The organism is Mesorhizobium sp. L-8-3 (assembly GCF_016756615.1).
Classification (GTDB): domain Bacteria; phylum Pseudomonadota; class Alphaproteobacteria; order Rhizobiales; family Rhizobiaceae.
Window position 1 is genome coordinate 739,942 of sequence record NZ_AP023262.1, and the last position, 25,754, is coordinate 765,695.

Consider the following 25,754-nt stretch of genomic DNA (forward strand, 5'->3'; position numbering starts at 1 on the left):
CTCCTCTAGTTCCTCGGCTCGTGGGTGGCGAGTACGTTGCGTAATGCCTGGGACAGTTCCAGATAGCTGCCGGCGCCCTTGGCGATGATCTGCTCCGTGCGCTCCATCAGCAGCTGGCGCTCCGAGACGGAAAGCTGCTGCGCGGTAACGACGAGTACGGGAATGGATTTCCAGCGTTCATCGTTCCTTAGCCGGGTAAGGAACTCGAAGCCGTTCATCTCCGGCATCTGCAGATCAAGCAGTATGGCGATCGGGATCGAATTGATACAGAGCCAATCGATGCCTTCCTTGCCGTTGCCGGTCAGTGCCGCGCCGTAGCCGAGCTTCTCGATGGCGCGCTCCATGAGCTGGCGGGTCGCCGAATCGTCCTCGACCACCAGCACGGTTCCAGAGGCATGCGACCGCGTCACGCGGCCCACGAAGTCGCTCAGCTCGCCCCGATCGACCGGCTTCGCCAGCATGCCGGCGGCGCCGAGGCTGAAGCCCAGAGCCTTCTCGTTGCTGATGCTGACGATCACGACGGGAATGTCGGCGAGATCAGGGTCCTTCTTGAGTTCCACCAGCACCGACCAGCCGTCCATCTGAGGCATCATGATGTCGAGCGTGATCGCTGCCGGGCGGTGGGCGCGGGCCTGTTCCAGCGCCTCGGCCCCGCTGTTTGCATAGATGACCTTGTAACCGTCACGGGTAAGATGCGCGCCGATGATGTGGAGCGCCGAGGCATCGTCGTCGACGACGAGCACGACAGGCCGCGATGCGCTTTCGGCTGCGTCGGCCTGGGGCGAGCCCGCGGCTGAAGGCTCGGGAGCAGCCGTCGAGGCGGGCAGGGTGAACAGGAATCGCGATCCCTCGCCAGGTCTGCTGGTCACGGTCAGATCGCCGCCGAGCATTTTGGCGAAGCTGCGGCTGATGGCGAGCCCGAGCCCGGTGCCGCCGAACTTGCGGGTGGTCGAATTGTCGGCCTGCGAAAAGGCCTGGAACAGCCGGCCGAGTTGCTCCTCGTTCATGCCGATGCCGGTGTCGGAGACGGCGAAGGCCAGCATCGGTGCGCCGTCCATGACGCAGCGCTCGACGGCTAGCTCGACCGTCCCCTGCTGGGTGAATTTGGACGCGTTGCTGAGAAGGTTGAGCAGGGTCTGCTTGACCTTGGTGATGTCGGACTCGATCGCGCCGATGTCATCGGGACATCTGACGACGAGGCTGTTGTCGTTGCGCGCGGCCAGCGGCCGCACCAGCATTTCGACTTCGCCAACCAGTCCGGCCACGTCGAAGGTCTCGTTGTAGACCTCCATGCGCCCGGCCTCGATCTTGGACAGATCGAGGATATCGTTGATGAGCCCCAGCAGATGGTTGCCGGCCGTTTCGATCTTCTTCAGATCGGGCAGGAAATCCTTCTGGCCGGCGTCCTGCACGTCCTCCTGCAGGATCTGCGCATAGCCGATGATGGCATTGAGCGGGGTCCTCAGCTCGTGGCTCATATTCGCCAAGAACTCGGACTTCACCTGCGTGGCGCGCTGGGCCTCGTCGCGCGCCGCCTCCAGCGCCTCCTCGCGGCGGCGCAGCTCGGTGATGTCGGTGTAGACGACGGTGAATCCGCCTTCATGCGTCTGCCGCTCGCTGATCTGCATCCAGCGCCCGTCCCGGAATTGGGCGACGCGGCTCGAGCTATGGCCGTGGCTCTTCAGCCGCTCGGCGATCCATTGCTCCGGACTTACCTCGGTGCGGATAACGTGACGGCCGGCGGTCTCTATGACCTCGGCGAAATTCGCCTGGCGGGCGGCCTGGTCGACATGGCTCGGATGCATGGCGCGAAAACGCTCATTGGTGACGAGCAACCGATCGTCCGGCCCGTAGAGGGCAAAACCCTCGGCGATGCTTTCGATGGCGTCGGACAAAGTCTTGCGCTGGCGCTCGCCCTCGCGGGTCAGCCGATCGCGTTCGGCCATGCTGTCCCTCAGCAGGAAAAGCGCTTCGCCGACACGCCCGAGTTCATCGCCCGCGCCGGCAGGAATGGCCACGCCGGTATCGCCCTGCGTCAGGCCGCGGACCGCACCGACAATCCCGCCGAGCGGTTTCAGGATGGAGCGCAGGATCACGATCGTGAGGATTGCGCCGGCCAGGATGGCGGCGAGCGTCAAACCGAGCGACACATTGGCGGCACGAGAAAACTGGCGGATGGTGTTCGCGCGCGCCGCCCTCGCCTTGCCGCGCAGCCCGGAGAGCACCTCGGAGAGACGCTGGTCGACGACGACGCCATGTTGCCGCGCCTGCGCGAACAGCGTGTTGCCGATCACCCTGTTGTTGTCGGTGTAGGCGTCGACGGCCTGGCTGGCGAGGTCGTCGAAGCGCGCAGCCTCTTCCCGGATCGTGCGGGCCGCGTCGGGCTCGGTCTGCTCGAGCAGGGCGATCTGCTCGCCGAGTCTGGTCCGCGCCTCCCCGACCCGGGCTTCGGTCAGGGCCAGCAGGCTGACGGCCAGATCGGTCTGCCAGTAGCGCAGATCGTTGAAGGCCGAACGCACGCCCGATGCGACCTCGACGACCGCACCGATGTGGCTGGCAGTCTCGGCTGTCACCCTGGCGTTGTGCAGCGCCCAGCGGACGAAGAGGCTGCTGATGCTCATGGCAAGCAGCAGGACGACCGCCAGCAGGACAAGCCGCGTTCGGATGGAAAAACGCCGCAGCCACCCGCTCATGCCAACTGCCCCGCTCATTGCGGCGTCAGCGTGATGCTGATGATGCCGCCGAGATCGCCTTCATGGGCTCCTTCCTTGGGGTAGCCGGTGATGTCGAGTTCGCCCTTGGGCTCGCCATGGCAGCTCAGGCAGGACGGCGCATAATATTCCGGCACCATCACCCTGACCTTGCCGGCGTCGGCCGCGGCATAGGTCTGTCCCGTCGGCCAGTCGGCCTGCTCTAGATAGCTGCGGATCGCCGCGATCTCCCATGCGTCCGGCCGCGACTGGCGGTTGCGGACGAGTTCAGGCGGAGCGGTCACCTTGATGGCGGCCTCCGTGCCGACGCGCCGGCCGAACGCCTCGTTGACCAGCCGCGCGAAGGTCGCGGGAATGAATCCCTTGAAGCCGACGCCCTCTGCATTGATCGTCGCCTGATTGGCGTCCATCACCTCGACGACGGCATCCATCTGCGCCCTGAGAAGCCGGCCCTCATAGGTCGCGGGATCGATGGCCAGCGGATCGACGCCGGCACGGCTGCGGTAATTCTCCAGCGCCTGGTCAAGCACGGCGCGGCTCGTAAGCCCTTTATCGCCCCTGGACGGATCGTTGATTTCTGCCTGATGCGCGGAGATCACCGCACGCGCCGATTGCAGCATGGTCGCCAGGCTTTGCGCGATCCTGAGATCTTCGGGGGAGGGCTGATCGTCCGCCGTCGCCGTCCCGCCGAGCATGATCGCGACGACCAGCGCCACACCGCCCAGTCCGACCATCGACCGCTTCGGCATCGTGAAGCCCCCCAACGTCACGCCCAGCCGATCGACCGGGCGGCATCATGCCGTGACTATCGTCACTGCGTCGGGGCAATGCAAGCGCCTTGGGCAACTGTCACCTGCCGACATTGCCCCTTGCCGAGCCAGGATCGGAACAGCAGGCGGCATAGGAAGACAAGTCAGTCAAAGAGGGAAAACATTTGAAGGAATCAAAGAGTTCGGCCATGATCATGATTAATGGCGCCGCTGGCGACTGGAGAAAGAAGACATAATACCTGGAGGGGTAGCATGAAATCGGTAGCTGCGACTGTCGTAGCCTCTGTCGGTAGCGTGCTGTTCGCCGGCAACGTCCTGGCTGCGGACATGGTTTCGCCTGTGGCTCCCGCGGCAGAGCAAATCACGACTGAAAGCGGGTGGACGTTCGCGGTCGCCCCCTATTTCTGGGCGGCCGGGCTGTCCGGCGACGTCGCCTCGTTCGGGCTTCCGCCGGTCCATGTGGATGCCGATTTCGCCGAGATCTTCGATCATCTCAAATTCGGCGCCATGGCGATCGGTGAGGCGCGCTATGGTCCCTACAGCATCTTCGGTGACGTGATGTACACGAAACTGTCCGGCAGCAAGGGGACGCCGCTAGGCATTCTCGCGACGAGCGCGGAAGTGACGTCCGAGACGTTCGCCGGCCTTGTCGGCGCCGGTTATTCGATCGTCGACAACGCCTCGGCACGCCTCGATATCATCGGCGGCGTACGGATATGGTCGGCGAGCACAGAAATCTCCCTCAGCGGCGGAATTCTCGACGGTGTCTCGCGAAGCGACAGCGCGACCTGGGCGGATGCCGTCGCCGGCCTTCGCGGAAACTACTCGATCACGTCGAATGTCTATCTGACCGGATGGGGGTATGTCGGCGCCGGCGGGGCCGATGTCGACTGGGATGTCGCAGGCGCGATCGGCTACCGTTTCAACGACCGGATTTCAGCCGTGGCGGGCTATCGGGCGTTGGGCGTCGACTACAGCAGCGACGATTTTGTCTTCGATGTCGTGCAACAGGGCCCGATTCTCGGAATGGTTTTTCGCTTCTGACGGGCCCTATCGCGGGTCCGTCCCGTCCAGGGTCGCCAATGCGCCGTAGAGCTCCGGGCGACGGTCCCGGAACAGGCCCCATGCGGCACGGTCGGCGCGCAGCTTCGCACGATCGAAGCCGGCGGTCAGCACCGCCTCGCCCTCGCGGCCAGCCGAGGCGACCAGTTCTCCCGACGGACCGGCGATGAAGGACGAGCCATAGTAGCTCTGCTCCTTTCCCCCGACATGTTCGGTGCCGATGCGGTTGGCCGCTGCGACCGGCATCAGGTTGGCGCCGGCATGGCCGCGCATCGTGATGCGCCAGTGCTCCATGGAATCGAAGTCCGGCCGGCCCGGCTCCGAACCGATCGCCGTCGGATAGAGCAGGAATTCCGCTCCCATCAGCGCCATCGCGCGTGCCGCTTCCGGGAACCACTGGTCCCAGCAGATGCCCACGCCGATCGTTCCGAAGCGGGTCTCCCACACCCGGAAGCCGGTGTCGCCGGGATTGAAATAGAACTTCTCCGAATAGCCCGGGCCGTCGGGAATGTGCGACTTGCGGTAGATGCCGAGCACCGCGCCGGCATCGTCCACCATGGCGAGCGAATTGAAATAGGCCTGGTTGCGGGCCTCGAACAGCGAGACGGGAATGACGACGCCGAGTTCTGCCGCCAGCCGGCGCATGGCCGAGAGCGTCGGGTGGTCGTCGTCCAACGGCCGCGCCCGGACGAAATGGGCGGGCGACTCCTCCTGGCAGAAATACAGGCCCTCGAACAGTTCCTGCACCAGCACGATATTGGCACCGCGGCCGGCCGCTTCGCGCACCAGCCGCGTCGCCGTGATGACGTTCTCGGCTGCGTCGTCGCTGCAGGCGAACTGCACGACAGCAAGCGTGACCTCGTTCGTCATGTCAGCCCTCCTCGAAGCCGGTCAGCACGCCGACCGCGTTGACGCCGATCTCGTCGACCGCGTAACCGCCCTCCATGACGAAGAGCGTCGGCAGACCAAGCCTGGCGATGCGGCCGCCGATCCTTGGATAGTCTTCGCTCACCAGCTTGAAATGGCTGATCGGATCCTTCTCGAAAGTGTCTACGCCGAGCGAGACGACAACCACATCGGGGGCATAGGCGGCGAGCTTGCGGCAGGCATCTTCCAGCGAGGCATTCCAGGCCTCGAAGGTCGTGCCGAAGGGCATCGGGTAGTTGATGTTGAAGCCCTCGCCCGGACCCGCGCCCTTCTCGTCGGCATGACCAAGGAAGAAGGGGTACTCCGTCATCGGGTCGCCATGGAGATTGATGACCTGGACGTCGGGACGAGAATAGAAGATCTCCTGCGTGCCGTTGCCGTGGTGGTAGTCGACGTCGAGGATGGAGACGCGCGACGCCCCCTGGTCGCGGAACCACTGGGCCGCGACGGCGGCGTTGTTGATGAAGCAATAGCCGCCCATGAAGGCGCTGCCCGCGTGGTGGCCGGGCGGGCGGCAGAGCGCGAAGGCCGCGCGCTGCCCTTCCTTCACCAGCCGCGCAGCGGTGAGCGCGGTGTCGCAGGACGACTTGATGGCATCCCAGGTGCCCCTGACGAAGGGCGCGCCCGCGTCGAAGGAGTAGAACCCCAGCTTGGCCTCGATCGTCTTCGGCACGACGTCGCCGCGCAGCCCGCGCGTCGGCCAAGTGAAGGGCATAGCCGAGCCACCGCGCCCTGACGCTTCCCATTCCGGCCAGACCGTCGGCAGGAAGTCGATATAGGCGGCGTCATGCACGCGCTTGGCCGCCGACAGGTCGTGCGGTTCCGGTTCGGCGATCGGCCCGAGCTTCACCGCTTCGACCCGCGCCTTGATGATTTCTGCGCGCGAGGGCTTCTCGAAACCCGGCACGATGGCTCCGGCCACCAGTTCCGTCTGGCCGGAGTGCCCGGCATGCAAAGGTGAAAAGATCGTCTTCATCGGTACCGGCTCGCTTCCTCTGCCCACGCATCCTCGGATCGTCGCGCTTTGTGGCAGAGAGTCCGCCCGAGGCCAAGAGGGTGGGGAATATAGTTATTCTGTATAACATTCTCCCGCTTGCCAGACGCCAATACTCTGCTAGCCTCAGGAGGCAATCGGAGGACCATGATGCCGCAAACGGCCGATCTTATCGTCGAGAACGCAAGCATTCTGACGATGGATCCCGACACCCCCCACGCCGCAGCGATCGCGATCAAGGGCGGTGAGATCATGGCGGTTGGGGACCGGGCCACAGTCCTCGAACGCAAGGGCCAAGGCACACGCATCATCGACGCCGGCGGCGCATCCGTCGTGCCGGGCTTCATCGAGGCGCATATGCACCTCTTCGGCGGCGGGGCCGAGCTCGACCATCTCCAACTCGCCGGGGTGCATGGTTTCGACGCGCTGGCCAAGGCGGTGCGCGACTACGCGGCCGGCCGGCCGGACAAGAAGATCCTGCAGGCGCAGGGCGCCGACTACACGATCCTTTCCGACACCGAGCGCGTCACCCGCCACCACCTCGACCGCATCCTGCCCGACAGGCCCTTCATGATGTCGGCGCCGGATCACCACACGGTGTGGGCGAACACCAGGGCGCTGGAACTGGGCGGCCTGCTGCACGGCAAGCAGCTTGGCCCGGGCAACGAGATCGTCATGGACGCCGACGGGTTGGCCGCGGGCGAGTTGCGCGAGGGCGAGGCCTTCGGCCCGCTGATCGACCTGACCGGCGAGGGCCGCGTGAGGCTCGGCCTGGCGACCGGCGGCGAGCCGGATCCCAAGCCGACGCCTGAGGAACAGGCTTCCGACCGCGCGATCATGCGACGCGGCCTGGAATGGTGCGCCAGACATGGCATCACCTCGATCCAGAACATGGACGGCAACCTGCATCAGCTCGAGCTGCTGTCCGAGATCGAGGCCGAAGGCGGGCTTCTGTGCCGGGTGCAGATCCCGTTCCACTACAAGAATTTCATGACGCCCGACGCGCTGGAGAAGGCCTCGCTGATGGCCGAGCGCTACCGCTCCGAATGGCTATCGTCCGGCATGGTCAAGGTCTTCATGGACGGCGTGCTTGACAGCTGGACGGCCGTCATGGTCGAGCCCTATGCCGACCGGCCGGACTGGGTCGGCGAGCCGCTCTTCACCCAAGAGCAATTCAATGCGGCGGCGATCGAGGCCGACCGGCGCGGCCTGCAGATCGCCGTGCATGCGATCGGCGACGGCGCCGTACGTTCCGTGCTCGACGGCTACGAGGCCGCACAGAAGAAGAACGGCAGGCGCGACAGCCGCCATCGCATCGAGCATATCGAAGTGATCACCGAAGCCGACATACCGCGCCTGGCGAAGCTCGGCGTGCTGGCCTCCATGCAGCCTCCACACCCACCCGGCTCGATGGGCCTGCCGCTGGAGCCGACGGTGTCTCGCATCGGCCGCAAGCGCTGGCCACTCGCCTACGCGTGGCGCACGCTGAAGAATGCCGGCGCCCGGGTCGTCTTCGCCTCCGACTGGCCGGTCTCGCCCATCGACCCGATTGCGGGGATCCAGGCCGCGGTCACCCGCAAGCGCTGGGCTGAGACCGACCCGGACCAGAGCTTCTCGCTGCACGAGGCGCTCGCGGGCTACACGGTCGAAGGCGCCTATGCCGAGTTTCGGGAAGACCGCAAGGGCAGGTTGCGGCCGGGCTATCTGGCCGACCTCTTGATCCTTTCGGGCGACCTCGAAGAGACCGATCCCGAAGAGCTCCATACGGTCCGCCCGGTCACCACGATCTGCGGTGGCAAGGTGACCTACCAGGCGTAAAAATCCTGCGGGAACAGCATCTTGAACTGTGATTCAATTGCCCTGTTGCCAAGCAACCGGCCATGTGGTCACATGAAAACGGGGAAAAACCCCGCCGAAAAGAGCGGGGCCAACAGCGAGGCTGATCGTGCCGGATAGACCGGATCGGAATGCGATTGAAGTCCACGGAGTAAGCAAGATTTTCGGAACGGGAGACGCCCAGGTCGCGGCGCTCGCCAATGTTTCCGTCTCCATCCGTGAAAACGAATTCTTCACCCTGCTCGGCCCTTCGGGGTGCGGAAAGACGACCCTGCTCAGGCTCATCGCCGGCTTCGACTTCCCGACGGACGGCGGGATCCTGCTCTACGGCCAGGACATCGCGCCGCTGCCCCCCTACAAGCGGCCGGTCAATACGGTGTTCCAGAACTATGCGCTCTTCCCGCATATGACCGTGGCCGAGAATATCGGCTTCGGACTGCAGATGCTGGGCAAGCCCAGGGCCGAGATCGACGCCCGCGTCGCCGAGATGCTGAGGCTGGTCAAGATGGAAGCGCTCGCCAAGCGGCGCACGAGCCAGATCTCGGGCGGCCAGCAGCAGCGCGTGGCGCTGGCCCGCGCGCTCGCGCCGCAGCCCAGGGTGCTGCTGCTCGACGAGCCGCTGTCGGCGCTCGACTACAAGCTGCGCAAGGAGATGCAGATCGAGCTGAAACGCCTGCAGCACGAGACCGGCATCACCTTCATCTTCGTCACCCACGACCAGGAAGAGGCCCTGACGATGTCCGACCGCATCGCGGTGATGTCATCAGGAAAGATCCTGCAGGTCGGCTCTCCCTGGGATATCTACGACAAGCCGGCCGAGCGCTTCGTCGCCGACTTCATCGGCGAGACCAATTTCCTGACCGCATCGGTCGGCGACGTCGCGGACGGCAAGGCGACCGTCAGGCTCAAGTCGGGCGCGACCATCCCGGCCACCATCGCGGAAGGCTTCAAGCCCCATGCCGAGGCCACGATCGTGGTGCGGCCCGAGCATGCCAGGGCAGTGAAGGGTCAGGGCGACCTCGCCGGAACGGTGGAGAATATCGTCTATTTCGGCACCGACACCCATATCCATGTGCGGCTCGACGACGGCGGCCTGTTCACGGTGCGCCAGCAGAACAGCCGCAGCGCCTCCTGCGGCTTCGAGCAGGGCGAACGCGCCGGCATCGTCATTGGCGACGAAGCCGCGCAGGTTCTGCGGGACTAGATCGTGGCGACCGCTCGAGAGATTGCCGAAAAGGCGGAACGCGAGGACATCAGGCGGCGCTGGCTGCTGTCGGCCCCGGCGCTGCTCATCATCTTCTTCGCAGGGATCGGGCCGCTTTTCATCGTGCTCGTCTATTCCTTCCTCGCGCCGGGCAACTATGGCGACGTGAAGTGGGAATTCTCGACCGACGCCTGGACGAGCGTGCTGTTCGAGCGCGACATCTTCGACGACACGCTGTCGATCGCCAAGGCCAATATGTCGATCTTCACGCGCTCGGCGGTGCTGTCGCTGATGACGACGGTGCTGACGCTGATCTTCGGCTTCCCCACCGCCTATTTCATCGCCACGCGGCCCGAGGGCCGGCGCGAGATCTGGCTGTTCCTGATCACGATCCCGTTCTGGACGAACCTGCTCATCCGCACCTTCGCGATGATGGAAGTGCTGCGCAACGAGGGGCTGATAAACTCCGTGCTCAGACTGCTCGGCATCATCGATCAGCCGATCCAGTTCATGTACACCGACTTCGCAGTGCTGGTGGGCATGACCTATGTCTTCCTGCCACTGATGGTGCTGCCGCTCTACGCCAGCATGGAGAAGATCGATTTCCGTCTCGTCGAGGCCGGCTACGACCTCTATGCGACCCGCTTCCAGGTGCTGCGCAAGATCATCGTGCCGCTGGTCAAGCCGGGTATCATCGCCGGCTCGATCCTGGTGTTCATCCCCTCGCTCGGCGCCTATGTGACGCCGCGCGTCATGGGGGGCGGCACCAATCTGATGATCGGCAATCTGATCGAACTCCAGTTCGGACAAGGCCGAAACTGGCCGCTCGGAGCGTCGCTCTCGATCACGCTGATGGCGATCGTGATGATTACGCTCCTGTTCTATGTCCGCAACGCCAGCAAGTCCGGAGCGGGCCATGGTCAGTAAAAGCGCCACCTTCGACGTCCGCCGGCAGTCGGGCTTCGCGACCATCGCGATGATCTGCTTCTTCCTGCTCTATTTGCCGATCGCGACGCTCGTCGTCTACGCCTTCAACGACAACGATTCCGTCGCCATCTGGAAAGGCTTCTCGCTGCGCTGGTTCCAATCGGCTTGGAACAATACGCAGGTGATCGACGCATCGATCCGCTCGTTCCAGATCGCCACCGCCGCGGCTGTCCTGGCGACGATCGCGGCGACCATGGCGGCGCTCGCCACGACCCGGACCAGGCCCTATCGTGGCCTAACCTTCAAATATGCCTTCATCAACCAGCCGCTGATGGTGCCTGAGATCGTCACTGCCGTCGCGCTGCTGGTGTTCTTCTCGCGAATCAAAGTGGCGACAGGCTATTCGGGCCTCGGCTATCTGATCGCTGCGCACAGCGCCTTCTGCATTCCCTTCGCCTATCTGCCGATCCGTGCCCGTCTCGAAAGCATGGACCTGTCGCTGGAGACGGCCGCGGCCGACCTCTACGCGACGGGATGGAAGACTTTCCGCCATGTGACCCTGCCGCTTCTCTGGCCGGGAATCCTCGCCGGACTGATGCTCGCCTTCGTCGTCTCGCTCGACGACGTGGTGATCACCGAGTTCGTCAAGTCGGGCGGACAGGACACGCTGCCGACCTACATGCTCGGCCAGCTCCGGCGCATCGTGACGCCGGAAATCAATGCGATCTCGACAGTATTCCTGCTGCTGTCGGTCGGTATCGTCACAATCTTCTTCTTCGTCAGCAGGAAGCGGACCTGAGCTCGAAGCAGCCGGTCCCCAAAATGGGAGTCGAAAGCATGCACTGGAAACTGACCGCGACGGCCGTCGGGCTGTCGCTGATGGCGTCGATGGGCGTGGCGAAAGCCGAGGGTGAGCTCAACATCTACAACTGGGGCAACTACACCAGCCCCGAACTGATCAAGAAGTTCGAAGACACTTACAAGGTCAAGGTCTCGATCACCGACTACGATTCCAACGACACCGCGCTCGCCAAGGTCCGCCAGGGCGGCCACGGCTTCGACATCGTCGTGCCGTCGGCCTCGGTGATGAATGTCTGGATCGACGAGGGCCTTCTTCTCGAAGCCCGTCCCGACCAGATGGAGAATTTCAAGAACATGGACCCGAAATGGGTCGACGTGCCCTTCGATCCGGGTCGCCACTATTCGGTGCCGTGGCAGTGGGGCACGACCGGCGTGACGGTCAACACCTCCGTCTATTCGGGCGATCCGAACACGTCGGCGATCTTCATGGACCCGCCGGCCGAGCTTGTCGGCAAGGTCAATGTCGTGCCCGAGATGAGCGATGTGATGCATCTCGCCATCAAATTCGCCGGCGGCGAGCCCTGCACCGGCGACAAGGAGGTCCTGAAGAAAACACGCGACCTGCTGGTCGCGGCCAAGCCGAAATGGCTGTCCATGGACTACGGCAATGTCGACCGCTACGGCAAGGGCGACATCGCGGCAGGTGTCAACTGGAACGGCGCTTCTTTCCGAGCCCGCCTGCAGAACGACAAGATCGTGTACGGCTATCCGAAGGAAGGCTATCCGATCTGGATGGACAACGTCTCCATCCTCAAGGACGCCAAGAACGTCGAAAACGCCAAGCTGTTCATGAACTTCATCATGGACCCCGAGAACGCCGCGATGATCTCGTCCTTCGCCCGCTACGCCAACGGCATCACGGGCTCGGAAGCCTATATGCCCGAGGACATGAAGACGGCTCCCGAGGTCAACATCCCGGTCGAATTCGCCGAGCAGGGTCAGTTCAACCTCGCCTGCCCGCCCGACGTGCAGGCGCTCTACACCAAGATCTGGACCGACCTCCTGAAGTAGCGCCAACGGCGACCCGGCGGGCAACCCCCGGGTCTTCTCTTTTCGCACACCGATTCCAGCAACAAGAGCCGGTGCCGGGCGATCGCAGGCGCCGCCGGAGTTTCGTCATGTCCGATCTCGACCTTTGCTACATGCCAGCAAGCGAGGCTCTCAAGCGTTTCAAGGCAAGGAAGCTCTCCCCCGTGGAACTGATGGAAGCGGTGATCCGCCGCGCCGAAGCGACCAGGGAGACGGTGAACGCCTTCACCAATACCCATTTCGACGAGGCGATGGGCCTCGCGCGCAAGGCCGAGGCGAAATACGCCAAGGGCAAGAAGACCGGCGCGCTCGCGGGCCTGCCGGTCGGCATCAAGGATGAGAGCTACATCAAGGGCAAGCCGACGACCGGCGGCTCGCTGATCATGAAGGACTACATTGCTGAACACACCTCGACGATGAACGAACGGATCATCCAGGCTGGCGGCATCGTGCATGCGCGCACCGCGACGCCGGAATTCTCCTGCGCGGGTTTCACTTGGTCGCGGCTTTGGGGTGTGACCCGCAATCCGTGGAACACAAAGTTCACGCCGGGCGGCTCGTCGGGCGGCGCCGGCGCCTCGCTCGCCGCGGGAACGTCGCCCATCGCCACCGGCTCCGACATTGGAGGCTCGATCCGCATCCCCGCATCGACCTGCGGCGTCGTCGGCTACAAGCCGCCTTACGGCCGCAACCCCGACGACCCGCCCTTCAACCTCGACTTCTACTGTCATACGGGACCGCTGGCGCGCACGGTCGAGGATGCGATCCTGTTGCAGAACGTCATGACCGGTCCCAGCCCGCTCGACATCGCGTCGCTGCGCCCCAAGCTGACGCTGCCGACCAAGTTCCGGCCGATCAAAGGCTGGAAGATCGCCTATTCGATGACGCTCGGCGCATTCGAGGTCGACCCGGAAGTGGTGAAGAACACGAGGAAGGCGCTCGACGTGTTCCGGTCGCTCGGCGCGGAGGTCGAGGAAGTCGATCTCGGCTGGGGCCCGGGGGTGCTCGAAGCCGGGCAAGCTTATCTTCAGCACCTGTTCGGCGCCTTCCTGTCGAAGATGCTGCCCGAGCACGGCGACCAGATGACGAGCTATGCGAGGCGTTTCGCCGAGGAAGGCGCCCGATCCAAGGCGACCGACTTCGTCAACAGCCTGGAAGTGGCCGGCAGGATGTATCTGACGCTCGGGCCGCTGCTCGAGAAATACAACGTGCTGATCTGCCCGACCACGGCGCTGCCGGCGGTCTCGGCCGACTTCGACCAGACGAAGGAAGAAGTGAAGATCAACGGCAAGGTCGTGGACCCGATGCTCGGCTGGGTGATGACCACCCCTTTCAACACGATGAGCCGCTGTCCGGTGCTGTCGCTGCCGTCGGGGCACGCCAGGAGCGGAGTGCCGACGGGCATCCAGATCATCGGCCGCACCTATTGCGACGAGGACGTGTTCCGCGCCGGCATGGCCTATGAGAAAGCGGTCGGCGGCTGGTACGGAGAGAAGGCGAAGCGCCCGAAGCTGTGATGGTGGGTGGGACGGATGCCGGGAACGACTTCACTATGCATGTCAGCCCCTGGTCCAGTCTTCCAGCCGCAATCCGGCTATACGCGCGAACCCGGCGGTATTGTTGGTGACGAGCGGCATGCCGCGCGCAAGCGCCTGGCCGGCGATCAGGACGTCATGGGGGCCGATCGGCGTGCCCCGCCTTGCGAGGTCAGCCCTGATCTCGCCGGCGGCCCGCGCGTCCTCGCGGTCGAGGTCGAGGATCACGATGTCGGCGAAGAGCAGACGGAGCGTTTCGAGATTGAAGTCCACCTTCTGGCTACGATAGGCGCCGAAGCAGAGTTCATGGGCGACGATCGAGGAGACGGCGAGCGCGCCGGGTTCGGTGGATTCGACCCGGCGCATCAGGGCTTCCGAGCGGCGCGTTACAAGGGCGATGACCGCGTTGGTATCGAGAAGCCAGTTCGTCATCGAAACGCCTGGTCGAGATCGGGACGCTTCTGTACCTCGGGCTGTTCCCGGCCCGCGGCCATGAAGTCGGCACTGAAACCGCGCTCGACGGCCGCGCGCAGGGAGGCCCAAGGGCGGGAGGCGTCCGGCCTCGGGCGCAGGATCACAGCGTCGCCCTCGCGCGAGACCTCGACCTCATCGACCGTGAAGCGGAAATCCTTCGGCAGCCTGACGGCCTGAGAGTTGCCGGACTGGAAGACCTTGGCGATATGCGGCATGGCAACCTCTCGTACATACGCCGCCGTATATACGCTTTCACACCGCGCGATACAAGGTCTCTATCGTCGGTCCCGGCCGCATCGTCACGGCGGGGACTTTCACCCGCAAGAGTGCGCCCATGCTCGGCGCACCACGAAAAAACCCGGCGGACAGAGCCGCCGGGTCCGAAATTGTCTGGTCAGGCCGCCGAAATCAGAAACGGCGCAGGAACCACATCCAGCCGGAAACCGAGCCGTCGAGACCGTCGACCTTGTCGTAGTTCCATTCGTTGCGGATTTCGAAGTTCTGAACCGGCTCGTAGACGAACGACAGGTCCGCGCTGTAGCCGTCGAGGCCCGTCTTCACGTCGCTGTACGCCTCATAGAAGTTGTTGAAGTACTGGAAACCGGTCGAAGCACTGAACTTCTCGGTGAACGTATGATTGTAGGCCGCCAGAACCGACCACTCGGCTGCGCCATTGCCACCACTGACCCCGGCATAAGGGCTCTGGGTGCCATAGACAGTGTCGTTATTGGCATACCAGCCCATCAGGCGGATCGCATTCTGCGTGTTGGGGATGTTGATCTGCGTGGCAAGCTGCGCGCCGAAGCCGGCGTCATCATCGCCATCGATTTCAGGATCGATGGAATTGTCATAGCCGACGCGCGCCCAGACGGCGCCCCAGCCCTGCTGATAACCGATGACGCCGACGGCGTCCGGAACATAGCCATTACCTTGCAGCGCGTCGTCTTCGAGCGAGGCCACAGCGAACAGGCCGGTGTCGCCGCCGAAGTTGTACTGGAGCAGGTGACGCTGCTGGTCGCCGTACCAGAGGGCGCCGTCGGAGAAGGAGCCGCCATTGGTCACGCCGTGGATCGTCTCGGCCCAGGCCGATTGGGTGTAGCCTGCGCGGAAGCCGCCCAGCGACAGCCACGCCTGATCGGTGGAAACCGGACCATCGGCGAACGGATTGCGGGTCACACTGGCCTGTCCCCAGTCCGCCTGGAAGCGGATGAAGGCCTGCAGCGTGCCCCACTCGGTCTGCGAGCGGGCGTCGAAATTCACGCGGGCGCGCGTGCTCTTGTTCCAGCCGCCGCCGATGAACCCGTTGAAGTTGGGCGTGTCGCCCACCGGATTGCCTTCCGCGTCGAAGTCGAAGCCATCGTCGTTGGTCGCGCCGACCCTGTAGCGGACATAACCGGAAATCCTCAGGCAGGTCTCGGTACCGGGGATATAGAAGTAGCCCGTGCCGAAGGTGTCGCAGACGCGCACATATTCGACCGGTTCGGGTTCGGCCACGACCACTGCGTCGGCGGCACGGGCACCGGTCACCGCGACCATCGCCGCGGCCGAGCCGAGAAGAAGGCTTTTCAGTTTCATTAAAGTAGCTCCAGCTTGTTGTTCTTGGCCCCGGGCACAAACCCGTTCTGAGCCAGCACCCGTCTCCATCGAGACGGGCAAGGGCCCTGCCCTCATGCAAACACGGTTCTTGGGAGTCACCGCATCCACCGGGCGGCGTAGAATCGCCGCATAACGGTTGTGTGACATTCGCTGCCTTGCCGCAACAACGGACCGAAGGTCGCCGATGATCGGTCCGGCCATGTTGCAGTGCGGCAACACCACACGAGGTGCACCCAATGATCACCCAATGAAAGCGCACTCGACAATCCGAAGCCAAGGCATTAGGGCGTCCTCGACGAAACCGCGAGGATCGATACATGAGCGCAAGAACCCTTATGGCGCCCTCGGTGCTCGCCGCCGACTTCTCCAGGCTCGGCGACGAGGTCGAGGCGGTGGCGGCCGCAGGTGCCGACTGGATCCATCTCGATGTGATGGACGGGCATTTCGTGCCGAACATCACCTTCGGCCCTGCCGTCATCAAGGCGATCCGCGGGCGGACCGACAAGTTCTTCGACTGCCATCTGATGATCGCGCCCGCCGATCCCTATCTCGCCGCCTTCGCCGAGGCGGGCTGCGACGGCATGACCATCCATGCCGAGGCCGGGCCGCATCTCGACCGCTCGCTGCAGGCGATCCGCAATCTCGGCAAGAAGGCCGGCGTGTCGCTCAATCCGTCGACGCCCGAAAGCGCCATCGAATATGTGCTGGACCGGCTCGACCTTGTGCTGATCATGACCGTCAATCCCGGCTTCGGCGGCCAGGTCTTCATTCCCGCGGTCGTGGAGAAGGTGAGGCGTGTGAAGGCGCTGATCGGCGGCCGTCCGATCCGCATAGAGATCGACGGCGGCGTGACGCCCGAAACGGCGCCGCTGGTGGCCGCGGCGGGCGCCGACGTTCTGGTCGCGGGTGCCGCCGTCTTCAAGGGTAGCAGCGTCGAGGCCTACCGCAAGAATATCGATGCGATCCGCAACGCTGCCGACCTCGCGGTCGGCAGGATCGCCTGACCAGAGCAATTCCGCTTTTCTCCGGGCTTCTCCGAATCGCGGAAATGCTTATCTCCTTGTTTTCACGCAATTCCGGACGCAAAACCGCTGCGCACTTTGCTGGAATTGCTCCAATGTCTTCACGCAATTCCGGACGCAAAACCGCTGCGCACTTTGCTGGAATTGCTCCAATGTTTTCACGCAATTCCGGACGCAAAATCGCTACGCACTTTACTGGAATTGCTCCAGTTCCGATCAGGCGGCGAACACTTTCTCGCCGCCGATCCAGACATTGCCGATGTCGAGGCCATCCGTGAGATGCACGATGTCGGCGCGCGCGCCGTTCACGAAGCGGCCGTGGGAGGCATCGACTTTCATGGCCCGTGCCGGATAGAGCGAGGCCATGCGCAATGCTTCCCCGAGTTCGAGGCCGATCGTGCGATGCATGAAGCGCACGGCCGAGGTCATATCGAGATCGGCGCCGGCAAGCGTGCCGTCGTCGAGGGTCAGCTTCCCCCCCGAGCGGGTGATCCTGCGGCCGTTCAGCGTGAAGGAGGCCATCTCCGTGCCGATGGTCGCCATGGCATCGGTGACCAGGAAGATATGGCCTGGCCCATTTTTGGCCTTGACGGCAATGCGAATGGTGGCGGCGTCGACATGGATGCCATCGGCGATCAGCCCGGCGCTGAAGGCGCCGGCATCGATCGCCGCGCCGACGAGGCCGGGCTCGCGGTTGCCGATCTGGCTCATTGCATTGAACAGATGGGTCGCCATGGAGGCGCCCGCCTCGGCACAGGCGACCGCCCTGCCGTAGCTCGTGTCGCTGTGGCCCAGACTGACCACGATGCCAGCCTGCGCCAGCCTGGCGATGCGCGCGGGCTCCACCGACTCCGGCGCCACCGTGGTCAGCAGCACAGGTACCTTTTCATGCGCCGCGATCAGCGCCGCCTCGTCCGCATCGAGCATCGGGCGGATCAGCATTGGATCATGCGCGCCCTTGCGGCTGAGCGAGAGATGCGGGCCTTCAAGGTGAAGTCCGAGGAAACCCGGGACGCGAGCGGCCAGGGCCCCGGCGCCCGCTTCCACCGCGGCGCGCGTGACCTCGGGCGTGTCGGTGATCAGCGTCGGCAGCAGCGCTGTGGTGCCGAAGCGGGCATGGGCCGTGCAGATGGTACGGATGGTCTCGACGTCCTGGCGGTCGTTCAGCATCACGCCGCCGCCGCCGTTCACCTGCAAATCGACGAAGCCCGGGACCAGCATGCCGTCGAGTTCGACCACGTCGGCCGAACCCGGCAGATCGGCCGCAGGTACCACGGCATCCACGATGCCGTCACGGTGGACGAGCACCGCATCGTCGTGCCAGTTCTCGCCGTCGAAGATCGCGGCGGCCTTGATTGCGTGGATCATGGTCACAGTGTCTCCGTCACCTTGCGCAGATTGGGCGGCTGGTCCGGGTTGAGACCCCTGTGCCGGGCGAAGGCCTCGACGAAGGCGTAGAAGCTGACGACGAGCGCCAGGGGATCGGTCATCGGATGGCCGGTCGCGGCGAAGGGAAGCGGTGTCGCGGCCCTGGCCAGCGCGGTGGTGGCGAAAACCGTAGCGCCCTTGCCGACCAGATGATCGGCGGCCTCGGCCATGGACGGCTCGGATCGGTCGCGCGCGGCCAGTGCCAGCACCGGAAAGCCCGGCTTCACCAGCGCCAGCGGCCCGTGCATGACCTCTGCTGCGCTGTAGGATTCGGCATGCATGGCGCAGGTTTCCTTGAGCTTGAGCGCCGCCTCGTTGGCGATGGCCATGGACGGCCCGCGCCCGATGATGAACAGCGAATTCGTGCCGTCGAGTGCTGCCGCGATCTTCATCCAGTCGCAGCCGATGGCGGCGCGGAAATGCTCCGGCAATTGCCGCAACGCGGAGAGCAGCGCTTCGTCGGCGGTCGCATGCGCCATCAAAGCGAGCCCGGCAACCGCCGAATTCACGAAGGTCTTGGTCGCGGCGACGCTGCGTTCGGCGCCAGCCAATATGTCGATGGCGTGGTCGGCCCCATGGGCGAGCGGCGAATCCGGCGTATTGGTGATCGCGATCGTCAGCGCCCCGCCGCGCCTGGCCTCCTCGGCCATGGCCACGATGTCGGGGCTCCTGCCCGATTGCGAAATCGCCAGGCAGGCCGAGCCCGCGAGCTTGAGGCGCACGCCATAGATCGAGGCCACGGAAGGCCCGACCGAGGCGACCGGCAGGCCGGCGGTGAGTTCCACCGCATATTTCATGAAGGAGGCCGCGTGGTCGGAAGAGCCGCGCGCCACGGTTACGACGAAGCGCGGATCGCGCTCGCGGATGTCGCGCCCCGCCGCCGCGAGCACCGCCTCGCCGCCATCGAGCAGGCGAGCGACGGCCTCCGGGATCTCCTCGATTTCTCGGCGCATATGCGTGGCTGTCATGGTCGGCCTCCTGCCGCTTCTTCGGGTTCGCCGAGCCTGAGCTCGGCCACAAAATCATAGGCGTCGCCGCGATAGAGCGATCGGGTGAATTCGATCACCTTGCCGGTGGACAGATAGGAGACGCGCTCGATGTTGAGCCCGGCCGAGCCCGGCGCGACCTCCAGTATGGCGGCGTCGGCCCCGGCCAGATTGGCGGCCGAAATGCGCTGTACGGCGCGCACCGGGCGGTTGCCGGTCCGTTCGAGAACCGCGTAGAGCGAGGCGCCGATCAGGCCGGGGTCGGGCAGGACCGAAGCGGAGAGCGACGCCCGCTCGATGGCGAGCGGCGTGTCGTTGGCGATTCTGAGCCGGGCGATGCGGGCGACGAGTTCGCGCGACGACAGGCCGAGCACCATCATCTCCTCCGGCGAAGGCGGATAGATGCCCCGGTCGAGCCACTCCGAACGCGCCGTCCAGCCGCGACGGGCCATGTCCTCGGAGAAGGAGGTCAGCCCCGACAGAGACTGTTCGACCCGCTCCAGGCGCGGCGCGACGAACGTACCGGAACCGTGACGCTGGACGAGGATACCGGCCTTGACGAGATCCTGCACAGCCTTGCGCACCGTCACCCGCGAGACGTCGGCCCTGACCGCGATGTCGCGTTCAGAAGGCAGCGCATCGCCGGGCCCGATGACACCCCGGCGCACGGCCTCCTCGATCGAACGCTTGAGCTTCAGATAGAGCGGCGCGCCCGCCGGGCCTGCTTCCTTCAGCCCGGAAAAGAGCGCCTGGGCCGCGTCATCCATGCGCCACCGTCCCGGCTCTCCCGAACATGCGGGCGGCCATGGCCACGGCGCCGCCGAGCGCGTCCTGCAAGGGCGGCCGGAGCATGGCGCGATATTTTTCGGAAAGATGCGGCGCATAGAGGCCGGCGAGCCCGCCGAGCAGGCAAAGCCGGTCGCCGTCGCCGAGATTGAGGGCTGCCACCGCCTCCTCGATGTCGCTGGCGGCGCGAGCGACCAGGCCGAGGGCCACGGGATCGCCCTGCGCGGCGAAGTCGAAGACCATGGGCGCAAAGGTGCCGAAATCTCCGGGTTTCGAGACGGAGCCGAACTTGACGATGGCGCGGGGATCGCCTTCGAAACGCTCCATCACGGCGCGCGTCAGCGCCGAACCGGGACGGATGTCGTCATGGACGAGCAATGCCTCCTGGAGAAGGCTGCGGCCGAGACGGGCGCCGCTGGCATGATCGCCCAACAGGAACCCCCAACCGCCGATGGTCTGCAGGCGCTTGCCCTTGCGGGACATGAAGATCGAGCCGGTGCCGATGATGGCGATCGCACCGTCATGGTCGCCCAGCGCGCCGTTGAGCGCGATCAGCGCATCGCTTTCGACCAGGCTCTCGCGGAAGGGCAGGACGTCGAGCAGTTGCTGCTTATAGCCGCCGACATTGGTTCCGGCGAGCCCGAGCACGGCGCCGACCGTCGGGATGAGGGCGGGATCGCGTCCGGCATCCAGGAAGGCCAGCCTCGCTGCCTCGACGATGCTCTTTCGCGCGCCTTCGAGGTCGGACATGATGTTGGCCGGACCGCTCTTGCCGCGGCCGAGCACATTGCCCGCCGCGTCCGCCAGCGCAGCCCGGCAACTCGTGCCGCCGCCATCTATGCCGAGCACCATGTCCACTGTTTCGCGTCCTCCTGCCGGAATAATACCAGTAAAATACCAATAGCCAAGGGTGAATTTCATCCCTCGCCGTCTTTTCAGTTTTTATGTAGCATTTTCAGTATGTTCTAAAAACATCTCTGGGCCTTTGTGACAATATCCACTTGCGCCGCTGGACAAGTGGTATTTTTTTGGTATTGTCCCTGGTCAAGGAGGAACATCGGAGGGCCGAAGCGTCGACGGCTGCCGCATGGAAACGCAGCCGGCTCGATTGCAAGGCACCGCAAACGATTTTCCATCTTCGCGCCGAGACGCGCCCCGCAAGGGGTTCCGCCGTCGGCACAGGGAACGGCCGGCATCAGGCGGATGCCGGGAAGGCCCGTCGCCCGGAGTGCAGCTTCGGAGCGGGCACCCGCTCTCGGCACGGACGCAGATAGAAAAGGTCAAACAGGGAGTATGACCATGACCAGACAAGCATTGACGGCTCTTCTGCTCGGTACGACCATTTTCGGTTCCGCCGGCATGGCCGTCGCTCAGGACGCCACGCTGACCATCGAGAGCTGGCGCAACGACGACCTCACCATCTGGCAGGAGAAGCTGATCCCGGCCTTCGAGGCCAAGAACCCCGGCATCAAGGTTGTCTTCGCGCCCTCTGCCCCGACCGAATACAACGCCGCGCTCAACGCCAAGCTCGATGCGGGCTCCGCCGGCGACCTCATCACCTGCCGTCCGTTCGACACGTCGCTCGAGCTCTACAAGAAGGGCCATCTCGCCGATCTCACCAGCCTTCCGGGCATGGAGAATTTCACGGATGTGGCGAAGTCGGCCTGGCAGACCGACGACGGCAAGGCGGCCTTCTGCGTGCCTATGGCCTCGGTCATCCACGGCTTCATCTACAACAAGGAGGCCTTCGACAAGCTCGGCATCGCCGTGCCGACCACCGAGGCCGAGTTCTTCGCTGCGCTCGACAAGATCAAGGCCGACGGTACCTATGTCCCGATGGCGATGGGCACCAAGGACCTTTGGGAAGCCGCGACCATGGGCTACCAGAACATCGGCCCGAACTACTGGAAGGGCGAGGAAGGCCGCCTCGCGCTGATCAAGGGCGAGCAGAAGCTGACGGACCCGCAATGGGTCGAGCCCTACGCGACGCTCGCCAAGTGGAAGCCCTACCTGGGCGACGGCTTCGAGGCGCAGAGCTATCCTGACAGCCAGAACCTGTTCACGCTCGGCCGCGCCGCGATCTTTCCGGCCGGCTCCTGGGAGATCGGCGTCTTCAACACCCAGGCGCAGTTCAAGATGGGCGCGTTCCCGCCGCCGGTGAAGAATGCCGGCGACACCTGCTACATCTCCGATCACAACGACATCGCGATCGGCCTCAACCCCAAGAGCAAGAACGCTGAAGCGGCCAAGACCTTCCTGTCCTGGGTCGCCTCGCCCGAATTCGCCACGATCTACGCCAATGCGCTGCCGGGCTTCTTCAGCCTGTCGTCGCAGCCGGTGAAGATGGAGGACCCGCTGGCCCAGGAATTCGTCTCCTGGCGCGAGAAGTGCAAGCCGACGATCCGCTCGACCTACCAGATCCTGTCGCGCGGCACACCGAACCTCGAGACCGAGACCTGGGTCGAATCGGCGAATGTGATCAACGGCACCGACACGCCCGAGGTCGCGGCCAAGAAGCTCCAGGACGGGCTCGACAGCTGGTATAAGCCGGCGAAGTAAGCGGCATGCGTCGCGGCGCGCCCGGCGAGAGCAGGGCGCGCCGGAACGGCCGGCCAGGGTGAGGTTCCGTGATGGCGCGGACTTCCCTTCCCGGCTCCGAACCGGGCTCGGCGCTCCAATCTCAGGATGGAGAAAGACGCCGGCCTCTTCGTCGCAGCCATTTGCGCGACAGAGCCATCATAGCAAGGAAAAGCAGGCAATGACGGCGGAGACGACAGGAAAGCGGCCCGTTCGATGGCACATCGGCGTGTTCCTCGCGCCGGCGGTGCTCATCTACACCGCGATCATGATCCTGCCGCTGTTCGGCACGCTTCAGCTTTCGCTGTTCCGGACCGAGGCGCAGACCCAGATCTTCGTCGGCCTCGACAATTTCAGGCGGCTGTTCACCGACCCGACGCTGTCGAAGAGCTTCTGGAACGCGCTCGGCAACAACTTCTGGTTCTTCATCGTCCATATGGTCGTGCAGAACCCGATCGGCGTCATGCTGGCGGCACTCTTGTCCAGCCCGAAGCTGCGCTTCGCCGCCTTCTACCGCACGGCGATCTTCATCCCGACCATCCTGTCCTTCGTCATCGTCGGCTTCGCCTGGAAGCTCATCCTCTCGCCGCTCTGGGGTGTGGCGCCGAACCTGCTCGACCTCGTCGGCCTGAAGAGCCTGTTCTCGCCCTGGCTCGGCAAGGAGGAATATGCGCTCACCACGTTGAGCCTGATCTCGGTCTGGCAGTTCATCGGCATACCGATGATGCTGATCTATGCGGCGATGCTCTCCATTCCCGACGAGGTGATCGAGGCGGCCGAATGCGACGGTGTCACCGGCATGGCGCAGTTCTGGAAGATCAAGCTGCCGCTGATCCTGCCGTCGATCGGCATCATCTCGATCCTCACCTTCGTCGGCAATTTCAATGCTTTCGACCTGATCTACTCCGCGCAGGGTGCGCTGGCGGGGCCGAATTTCTCCACCGACATCCTCGGCACCTTCCTCTACCGCACCTTCTTCGGTTTCCAGCTGCAGCTCGGTGATCGCAATATGGGCTCGACCATTGCCTCGATGATGTTCTTCATCATCCTGACGGGCGTCTGCATCTATCTCTTCGCCATCCAGACGCGTCTGCGTCGGTACCAGTTCTAAGGAGGCGGACGATGAGCCAGGCCCGCTCTTCCCTTTCGCGTACTTTCGCGGCCCATGCCGTGCTGATCGCCTACACGGTGATTGCACTCTTCCCGGTCGTCGTGATCGTCATCAACTCGTTCAAGTCGCGCAACGCGATCTTCCGCTCGCCGCTGTCCCTGCCTTCGCCGGAAACCTTCGACCTCGTCGGCTACACGACCGTCATGGCGCAGGGCGACTTCGTTCTCTATTTCCAGAACAGCCTGATCGTCACCGTCGTGTCGCTGTTCCTGGTGCTCCTTTTCGGCGCCATGGCCGCCTTTGCCCTGTCGGAATACAATTTTCGCGGCAACACGCTGATGGGGCTCTATCTGGCCCTCGGCATCATGATCCCGATCCGGCTCGGCACGGTCGCGATCCTGCAACTCATGGTGGCCAGCGGCCTTGTCAATACACTGACGGCGCTCATCCTGGTCTACACGGCGCAGGGCCTGCCATTGTGTATCTTCATCCTCTCGGAATTCATGAAGTCGGTGTCGGCCGACCTCAAGAACGCCGGCCGCATCGACGGCTTGTCGGAATACACGATCTTCTTCCGCCTGGTGCTGCCTCTGGTGCGGCCGGCCATGGCGACGGTCGCCGTCTTCACCATGATCCCGATCTGGAACGATTTGTGGTTCCCTCTGATTCTCGCGCCGGCCGAAGCCACCAAGACCGTCACGCTCGGCGCCCAGATCTTCATCGGCCAGTTCGTGACCAACTGGAACGCCGTGCTGGCGGCGCTGTCGCTCGCCATCCTCCCGGTGCTCATCCTCTATCTCATCTTCTCGCGGCAGCTGATCCGCGGCATCACCTCGGGAGCAGTCAAGTGAACTCCGGCAAAGCCCTGCGCGTCGTCGTCGCCGGCCTCGGCAATATGGGTCGCAGCCACGCGCTCGCCTATCACGCCAATCCCGGATTCGAGATCGCGGCCCTCGTCAACCGCACGGAGATCGCGCTGCCCGAGGGCCTGCGAGGCTATCGTCGCCGCGCATCCTTCGAGGAAGCGCTGCGCGAGGAAAAACCCGAGGTCGCCTCGATCAACACCTATTCCGACAGCCATGCCGACTATGCGGTGGCAGCATTGGAGGCGGGCTGCCACGTCTTCGTGGAAAAGCCGCTGGCGACGACGGTCGCCGACGCCCGCCGCGTGGTCGCGGCGGCGAAGGCCAACGGCCGCAAGCTGGTGATCGGCTACATATTGCGCCACCATCCCTCGTGGATCCAGCTGATCAAGGAGGCCCGCAAGCTCGGCGGCCCTTATGTGTTCCGCATGAACCTGAACCAGCAGTCGAGTGGCGCGACCTGGGCGACCCACAAGCAGCTCATGAAGACGACATCGCCCATCGTCGACTGCGGCGTGCACTATCTCGACGTCATGTGCCAGATCGCTGACGGCAATCCGGTCGAGGTGCGCGGCATGGGCGTGCGGCTCAGCGGCGAAGTGGATGACGACATGTACAATTACGGCCATCTCCAGGTGCTGTTCGACGATGGTTCCGTCGGCTGGTACGAAGCGGGGTGGGGGCCGATGATGTCGGAGACGGCATTCTTCGTGAAGGACGTCATCTCACCCAGGGGCTGCGTGTCGATCGTGATGGGCGAAGGCGCCAGGTCGGACGACATCGACACCCACACCAAGACGTCCGTGATCCGCGTCCACCAGGCAGCGACGGGGCCGGACGGCCGCTTCGTCGTGCCCGACCAGGATCTGTCGATGGAAGGCGAGCCGGACCACCAGGATCTGTGCGACCGCGAGCAGGCCTTCCTGCTGAGGGCGATCCGCGAGGACATCGACCTCGGCAGACATATGGACGATGCGGTGCGTTCGCTCGCCGTCTGCCTGGCCGCCGACGAAAGCGTGCGCAGCGGCCGCCCGATCAAGCTCTAAAGGAACAGG

At 64.5% G+C, this 25,754-nt stretch carries 23 protein-coding genes; 12 read left to right on the forward strand and 11 right to left on the reverse strand.

Going from position 1 to position 25,754, the window contains the following annotated elements; translation table 11 throughout:
* Positions 1-5 precede the first annotated feature (5 nt).
* Together JN302_RS03400 and JN302_RS03405 are read right to left on the reverse strand one after the other, a co-directional pair.
* A complete protein-coding gene (locus JN302_RS03400; protein WP_202310093.1) occupies positions 6-2,693 on the reverse strand; it encodes a response regulator in 2,688 nt (895 codons plus the stop codon).
* Between the two features lie 14 nt (positions 2,694-2,707).
* Positions 2,708-3,460 carry a Tll0287-like domain-containing protein gene (locus JN302_RS03405; protein WP_244742871.1) on the reverse strand — a complete coding sequence of 251 codons (753 nt, stop codon included), beginning with the start codon at positions 3,458-3,460 and terminating at the stop codon, positions 2,708-2,710.
* Between the two features lie 273 nt (positions 3,461-3,733).
* Between JN302_RS03405 and JN302_RS03410 the strand changes: the two genes are divergently transcribed.
* The gene (locus JN302_RS03410; protein ID WP_202310094.1) at positions 3,734-4,525 is read left to right on the forward strand and encodes a hypothetical protein; all 792 of its coding nucleotides are present in this window, start codon (positions 3,734-3,736) and stop codon (positions 4,523-4,525) included.
* 6 nt (positions 4,526-4,531) lie between these two features.
* Here JN302_RS03410 and aguB read toward each other — a convergent pair whose 3' ends face one another.
* Both aguB and JN302_RS03420 read right to left on the reverse strand, forming a co-directional pair.
* A complete protein-coding gene (gene aguB / locus JN302_RS03415; protein ID WP_202331755.1) occupies positions 4,532-5,413 on the reverse strand; it encodes an N-carbamoylputrescine amidase in 882 nt (293 codons plus the stop codon).
* 1 nt (position 5,414) lies between these two features.
* On the reverse strand, positions 5,415-6,446 hold the full coding sequence (locus tag JN302_RS03420) for a histone deacetylase family protein (protein WP_202310096.1): 1,032 nt from the start codon (positions 6,444-6,446) through the stop codon (positions 5,415-5,417).
* A 168-nt stretch (positions 6,447-6,614) separates the two neighbouring features.
* Between JN302_RS03420 and JN302_RS03425 the strand changes: the two genes are divergently transcribed.
* The 6 genes from JN302_RS03425 to JN302_RS03450 all read left to right on the forward strand — a co-directional run bounded on the left by JN302_RS03425 (position 6,615) and on the right by JN302_RS03450 (position 13,838).
* Complete coding sequence (locus tag JN302_RS03425) at positions 6,615-8,282, forward strand: amidohydrolase (RefSeq protein WP_202334170.1); 1,668 nt, start codon at positions 6,615-6,617, stop codon at positions 8,280-8,282.
* A gap of 127 nt (positions 8,283-8,409) precedes the next feature.
* Positions 8,410-9,504: an ABC transporter ATP-binding protein gene (locus JN302_RS03430; protein WP_202310098.1), complete on the forward strand. Its 1,095-nt coding sequence runs from the start codon at positions 8,410-8,412 to the stop codon at positions 9,502-9,504.
* 3 nt (positions 9,505-9,507) lie between these two features.
* Positions 9,508-10,431, forward strand: a complete 924-nt coding sequence (locus JN302_RS03435; protein ID WP_202331756.1) for an ABC transporter permease — start codon at positions 9,508-9,510, stop codon at positions 10,429-10,431.
* On the forward strand, positions 10,421-11,230 hold the full coding sequence (locus JN302_RS03440) for an ABC transporter permease (protein WP_202331757.1): 810 nt from the start codon (positions 10,421-10,423) through the stop codon (positions 11,228-11,230). Before JN302_RS03435 ends, JN302_RS03440 begins: the two co-directional genes overlap by 11 nt.
* A 38-nt stretch (positions 11,231-11,268) precedes the next feature.
* Positions 11,269-12,303, forward strand: coding sequence for an extracellular solute-binding protein (locus JN302_RS03445; RefSeq protein ID WP_202310101.1), 1,035 nt, complete (start codon positions 11,269-11,271; stop codon positions 12,301-12,303).
* Between the two features lie 107 nt (positions 12,304-12,410).
* Positions 12,411-13,838: an amidase gene (locus tag JN302_RS03450; protein ID WP_202331758.1), complete on the forward strand. Its 1,428-nt coding sequence runs from the start codon at positions 12,411-12,413 to the stop codon at positions 13,836-13,838.
* A gap of 42 nt (positions 13,839-13,880) precedes the next feature.
* Here the strand turns inward: JN302_RS03450 and JN302_RS03455 are convergent, their stop codons facing one another.
* The 3 genes from JN302_RS03455 to JN302_RS03465 form a co-directional block, all read right to left on the reverse strand.
* Complete coding sequence (locus JN302_RS03455) at positions 13,881-14,288, reverse strand: type II toxin-antitoxin system VapC family toxin (RefSeq protein WP_202310103.1); 408 nt, start codon at positions 14,286-14,288, stop codon at positions 13,881-13,883.
* On the reverse strand, positions 14,285-14,545 hold the full coding sequence (locus tag JN302_RS03460; RefSeq protein WP_202331759.1) for an antitoxin: 261 nt from the start codon (positions 14,543-14,545) through the stop codon (positions 14,285-14,287). The genes JN302_RS03455 and JN302_RS03460 overlap by 4 nt, the downstream gene beginning before the upstream one ends.
* Positions 14,546-14,738: 193 nt before the next feature.
* Complete coding sequence (locus JN302_RS03465) at positions 14,739-15,905, reverse strand: porin (protein WP_202310105.1); 1,167 nt, start codon at positions 15,903-15,905, stop codon at positions 14,739-14,741.
* Positions 15,906-16,243: 338 nt separating this feature from the next.
* On the opposite strand from JN302_RS03465, the gene rpe reads away from it, so the two are divergent.
* On the forward strand, positions 16,244-16,930 hold the full coding sequence (gene rpe / locus JN302_RS03470) for a ribulose-phosphate 3-epimerase (RefSeq protein ID WP_202310106.1): 687 nt from the start codon (positions 16,244-16,246) through the stop codon (positions 16,928-16,930).
* 234 nt (positions 16,931-17,164) lie between these two features.
* On the opposite strand, the gene nagA is transcribed toward rpe, so the two are convergent.
* The 4 genes from nagA to JN302_RS03490 are packed head-to-tail and all read right to left on the reverse strand — an operon-like array spanning position 17,165 to position 21,000.
* Positions 17,165-18,316 carry an N-acetylglucosamine-6-phosphate deacetylase gene (gene nagA, locus JN302_RS03475; protein WP_446720710.1) on the reverse strand — a complete coding sequence of 384 codons (1,152 nt, stop codon included), beginning with the start codon at positions 18,314-18,316 and terminating at the stop codon, positions 17,165-17,167.
* 2 nt (positions 18,317-18,318) lie between these two features.
* Entirely contained in the window at positions 18,319-19,344 is a 1,026-nt protein-coding gene (locus JN302_RS03480) for an SIS domain-containing protein (RefSeq protein WP_244846179.1), read from the reverse strand.
* Positions 19,341-20,129, reverse strand: coding sequence for a GntR family transcriptional regulator (locus tag JN302_RS03485; RefSeq protein ID WP_202310108.1), 789 nt, complete (start codon positions 20,127-20,129; stop codon positions 19,341-19,343). Before JN302_RS03485 ends, JN302_RS03480 begins: the two co-directional genes overlap by 4 nt.
* Positions 20,122-21,000 carry an N-acetylglucosamine kinase gene (locus JN302_RS03490; protein WP_244846567.1) on the reverse strand — a complete coding sequence of 293 codons (879 nt, stop codon included), beginning with the start codon at positions 20,998-21,000 and terminating at the stop codon, positions 20,122-20,124. The genes JN302_RS03485 and JN302_RS03490 overlap by 8 nt, the downstream gene beginning before the upstream one ends.
* Positions 21,001-21,447: 447 nt before the next feature.
* Between JN302_RS03490 and JN302_RS03495 the strand changes: the two genes are divergently transcribed.
* The 4 genes from JN302_RS03495 to JN302_RS03510 all read left to right on the forward strand — a co-directional run bounded on the left by JN302_RS03495 (position 21,448) and on the right by JN302_RS03510 (position 25,745).
* Entirely contained in the window at positions 21,448-22,707 is a 1,260-nt protein-coding gene (locus JN302_RS03495) for an ABC transporter substrate-binding protein (RefSeq protein ID WP_202331762.1), read from the forward strand.
* A gap of 199 nt (positions 22,708-22,906) precedes the next feature.
* The gene (locus JN302_RS03500) at positions 22,907-23,836 is read left to right on the forward strand and encodes a carbohydrate ABC transporter permease (protein ID WP_202331763.1); all 930 of its coding nucleotides are present in this window, start codon (positions 22,907-22,909) and stop codon (positions 23,834-23,836) included.
* Positions 23,837-23,847: 11 nt separating this feature from the next.
* Complete coding sequence (locus JN302_RS03505) at positions 23,848-24,687, forward strand: carbohydrate ABC transporter permease (RefSeq protein WP_202331765.1); 840 nt, start codon at positions 23,848-23,850, stop codon at positions 24,685-24,687.
* Positions 24,684-25,745: a Gfo/Idh/MocA family protein gene (locus JN302_RS03510; protein ID WP_202331767.1), complete on the forward strand. Its 1,062-nt coding sequence runs from the start codon at positions 24,684-24,686 to the stop codon at positions 25,743-25,745. The genes JN302_RS03505 and JN302_RS03510 overlap by 4 nt, the downstream gene beginning before the upstream one ends.
* The last annotated feature ends 9 nt before the right edge of the window (positions 25,746-25,754 follow it).

Excerpts from the sequence above, each read along its gene's own strand:
- JN302_RS03400 (WP_202310093.1), bottom strand. The coding sequence starts at position 2,693 with ATGAGCGGGTGGCTGCGGCGTTTTTCCATCCGAACGCGGCTTGTCCTG.
- JN302_RS03405 (WP_244742871.1), bottom strand. The coding sequence starts at position 3,460 with ATGCCGAAGCGGTCGATGGTCGGACTGGGCGGTGTGGCGCTGGTCGTC.
- JN302_RS03410 (WP_202310094.1), top strand. The coding sequence starts at position 3,734 with ATGAAATCGGTAGCTGCGACTGTCGTAGCCTCTGTCGGTAGCGTGCTG.
- aguB (WP_202331755.1), bottom strand. The coding sequence starts at position 5,413 with ATGACGAACGAGGTCACGCTTGCTGTCGTGCAGTTCGCCTGCAGCGAC.
- JN302_RS03420 (WP_202310096.1), bottom strand. The coding sequence starts at position 6,446 with ATGAAGACGATCTTTTCACCTTTGCATGCCGGGCACTCCGGCCAGACG.
- JN302_RS03425 (WP_202334170.1), top strand. The coding sequence starts at position 6,615 with ATGCCGCAAACGGCCGATCTTATCGTCGAGAACGCAAGCATTCTGACG.
- JN302_RS03440 (WP_202331757.1), top strand. The coding sequence starts at position 10,421 with ATGGTCAGTAAAAGCGCCACCTTCGACGTCCGCCGGCAGTCGGGCTTC.
- JN302_RS03445 (WP_202310101.1), top strand. The coding sequence starts at position 11,269 with ATGCACTGGAAACTGACCGCGACGGCCGTCGGGCTGTCGCTGATGGCG.
- JN302_RS03450 (WP_202331758.1), top strand. The coding sequence starts at position 12,411 with ATGTCCGATCTCGACCTTTGCTACATGCCAGCAAGCGAGGCTCTCAAG.
- JN302_RS03455 (WP_202310103.1), bottom strand. The coding sequence starts at position 14,288 with ATGACGAACTGGCTTCTCGATACCAACGCGGTCATCGCCCTTGTAACG.
- JN302_RS03460 (WP_202331759.1), bottom strand. The coding sequence starts at position 14,545 with ATGCCGCATATCGCCAAGGTCTTCCAGTCCGGCAACTCTCAGGCCGTC.
- JN302_RS03465 (WP_202310105.1), bottom strand. The coding sequence starts at position 15,905 with ATGAAACTGAAAAGCCTTCTTCTCGGCTCGGCCGCGGCGATGGTCGCG.
- rpe (WP_202310106.1), top strand. The coding sequence starts at position 16,244 with ATGAGCGCAAGAACCCTTATGGCGCCCTCGGTGCTCGCCGCCGACTTC.
- nagA (WP_446720710.1), bottom strand. The coding sequence starts at position 18,316 with ATGATCCACGCAATCAAGGCCGCCGCGATCTTCGACGGCGAGAACTGG.
- JN302_RS03480 (WP_244846179.1), bottom strand. The coding sequence starts at position 19,344 with ATGACAGCCACGCATATGCGCCGAGAAATCGAGGAGATCCCGGAGGCC.
- JN302_RS03485 (WP_202310108.1), bottom strand. The coding sequence starts at position 20,129 with ATGGATGACGCGGCCCAGGCGCTCTTTTCCGGGCTGAAGGAAGCAGGC.
- JN302_RS03490 (WP_244846567.1), bottom strand. The coding sequence starts at position 21,000 with ATGGTGCTCGGCATAGATGGCGGCGGCACGAGTTGCCGGGCTGCGCTG.
- JN302_RS03495 (WP_202331762.1), top strand. The coding sequence starts at position 21,448 with ATGACCAGACAAGCATTGACGGCTCTTCTGCTCGGTACGACCATTTTC.
- JN302_RS03500 (WP_202331763.1), top strand. The coding sequence starts at position 22,907 with ATGACGGCGGAGACGACAGGAAAGCGGCCCGTTCGATGGCACATCGGC.
- JN302_RS03505 (WP_202331765.1), top strand. The coding sequence starts at position 23,848 with ATGAGCCAGGCCCGCTCTTCCCTTTCGCGTACTTTCGCGGCCCATGCC.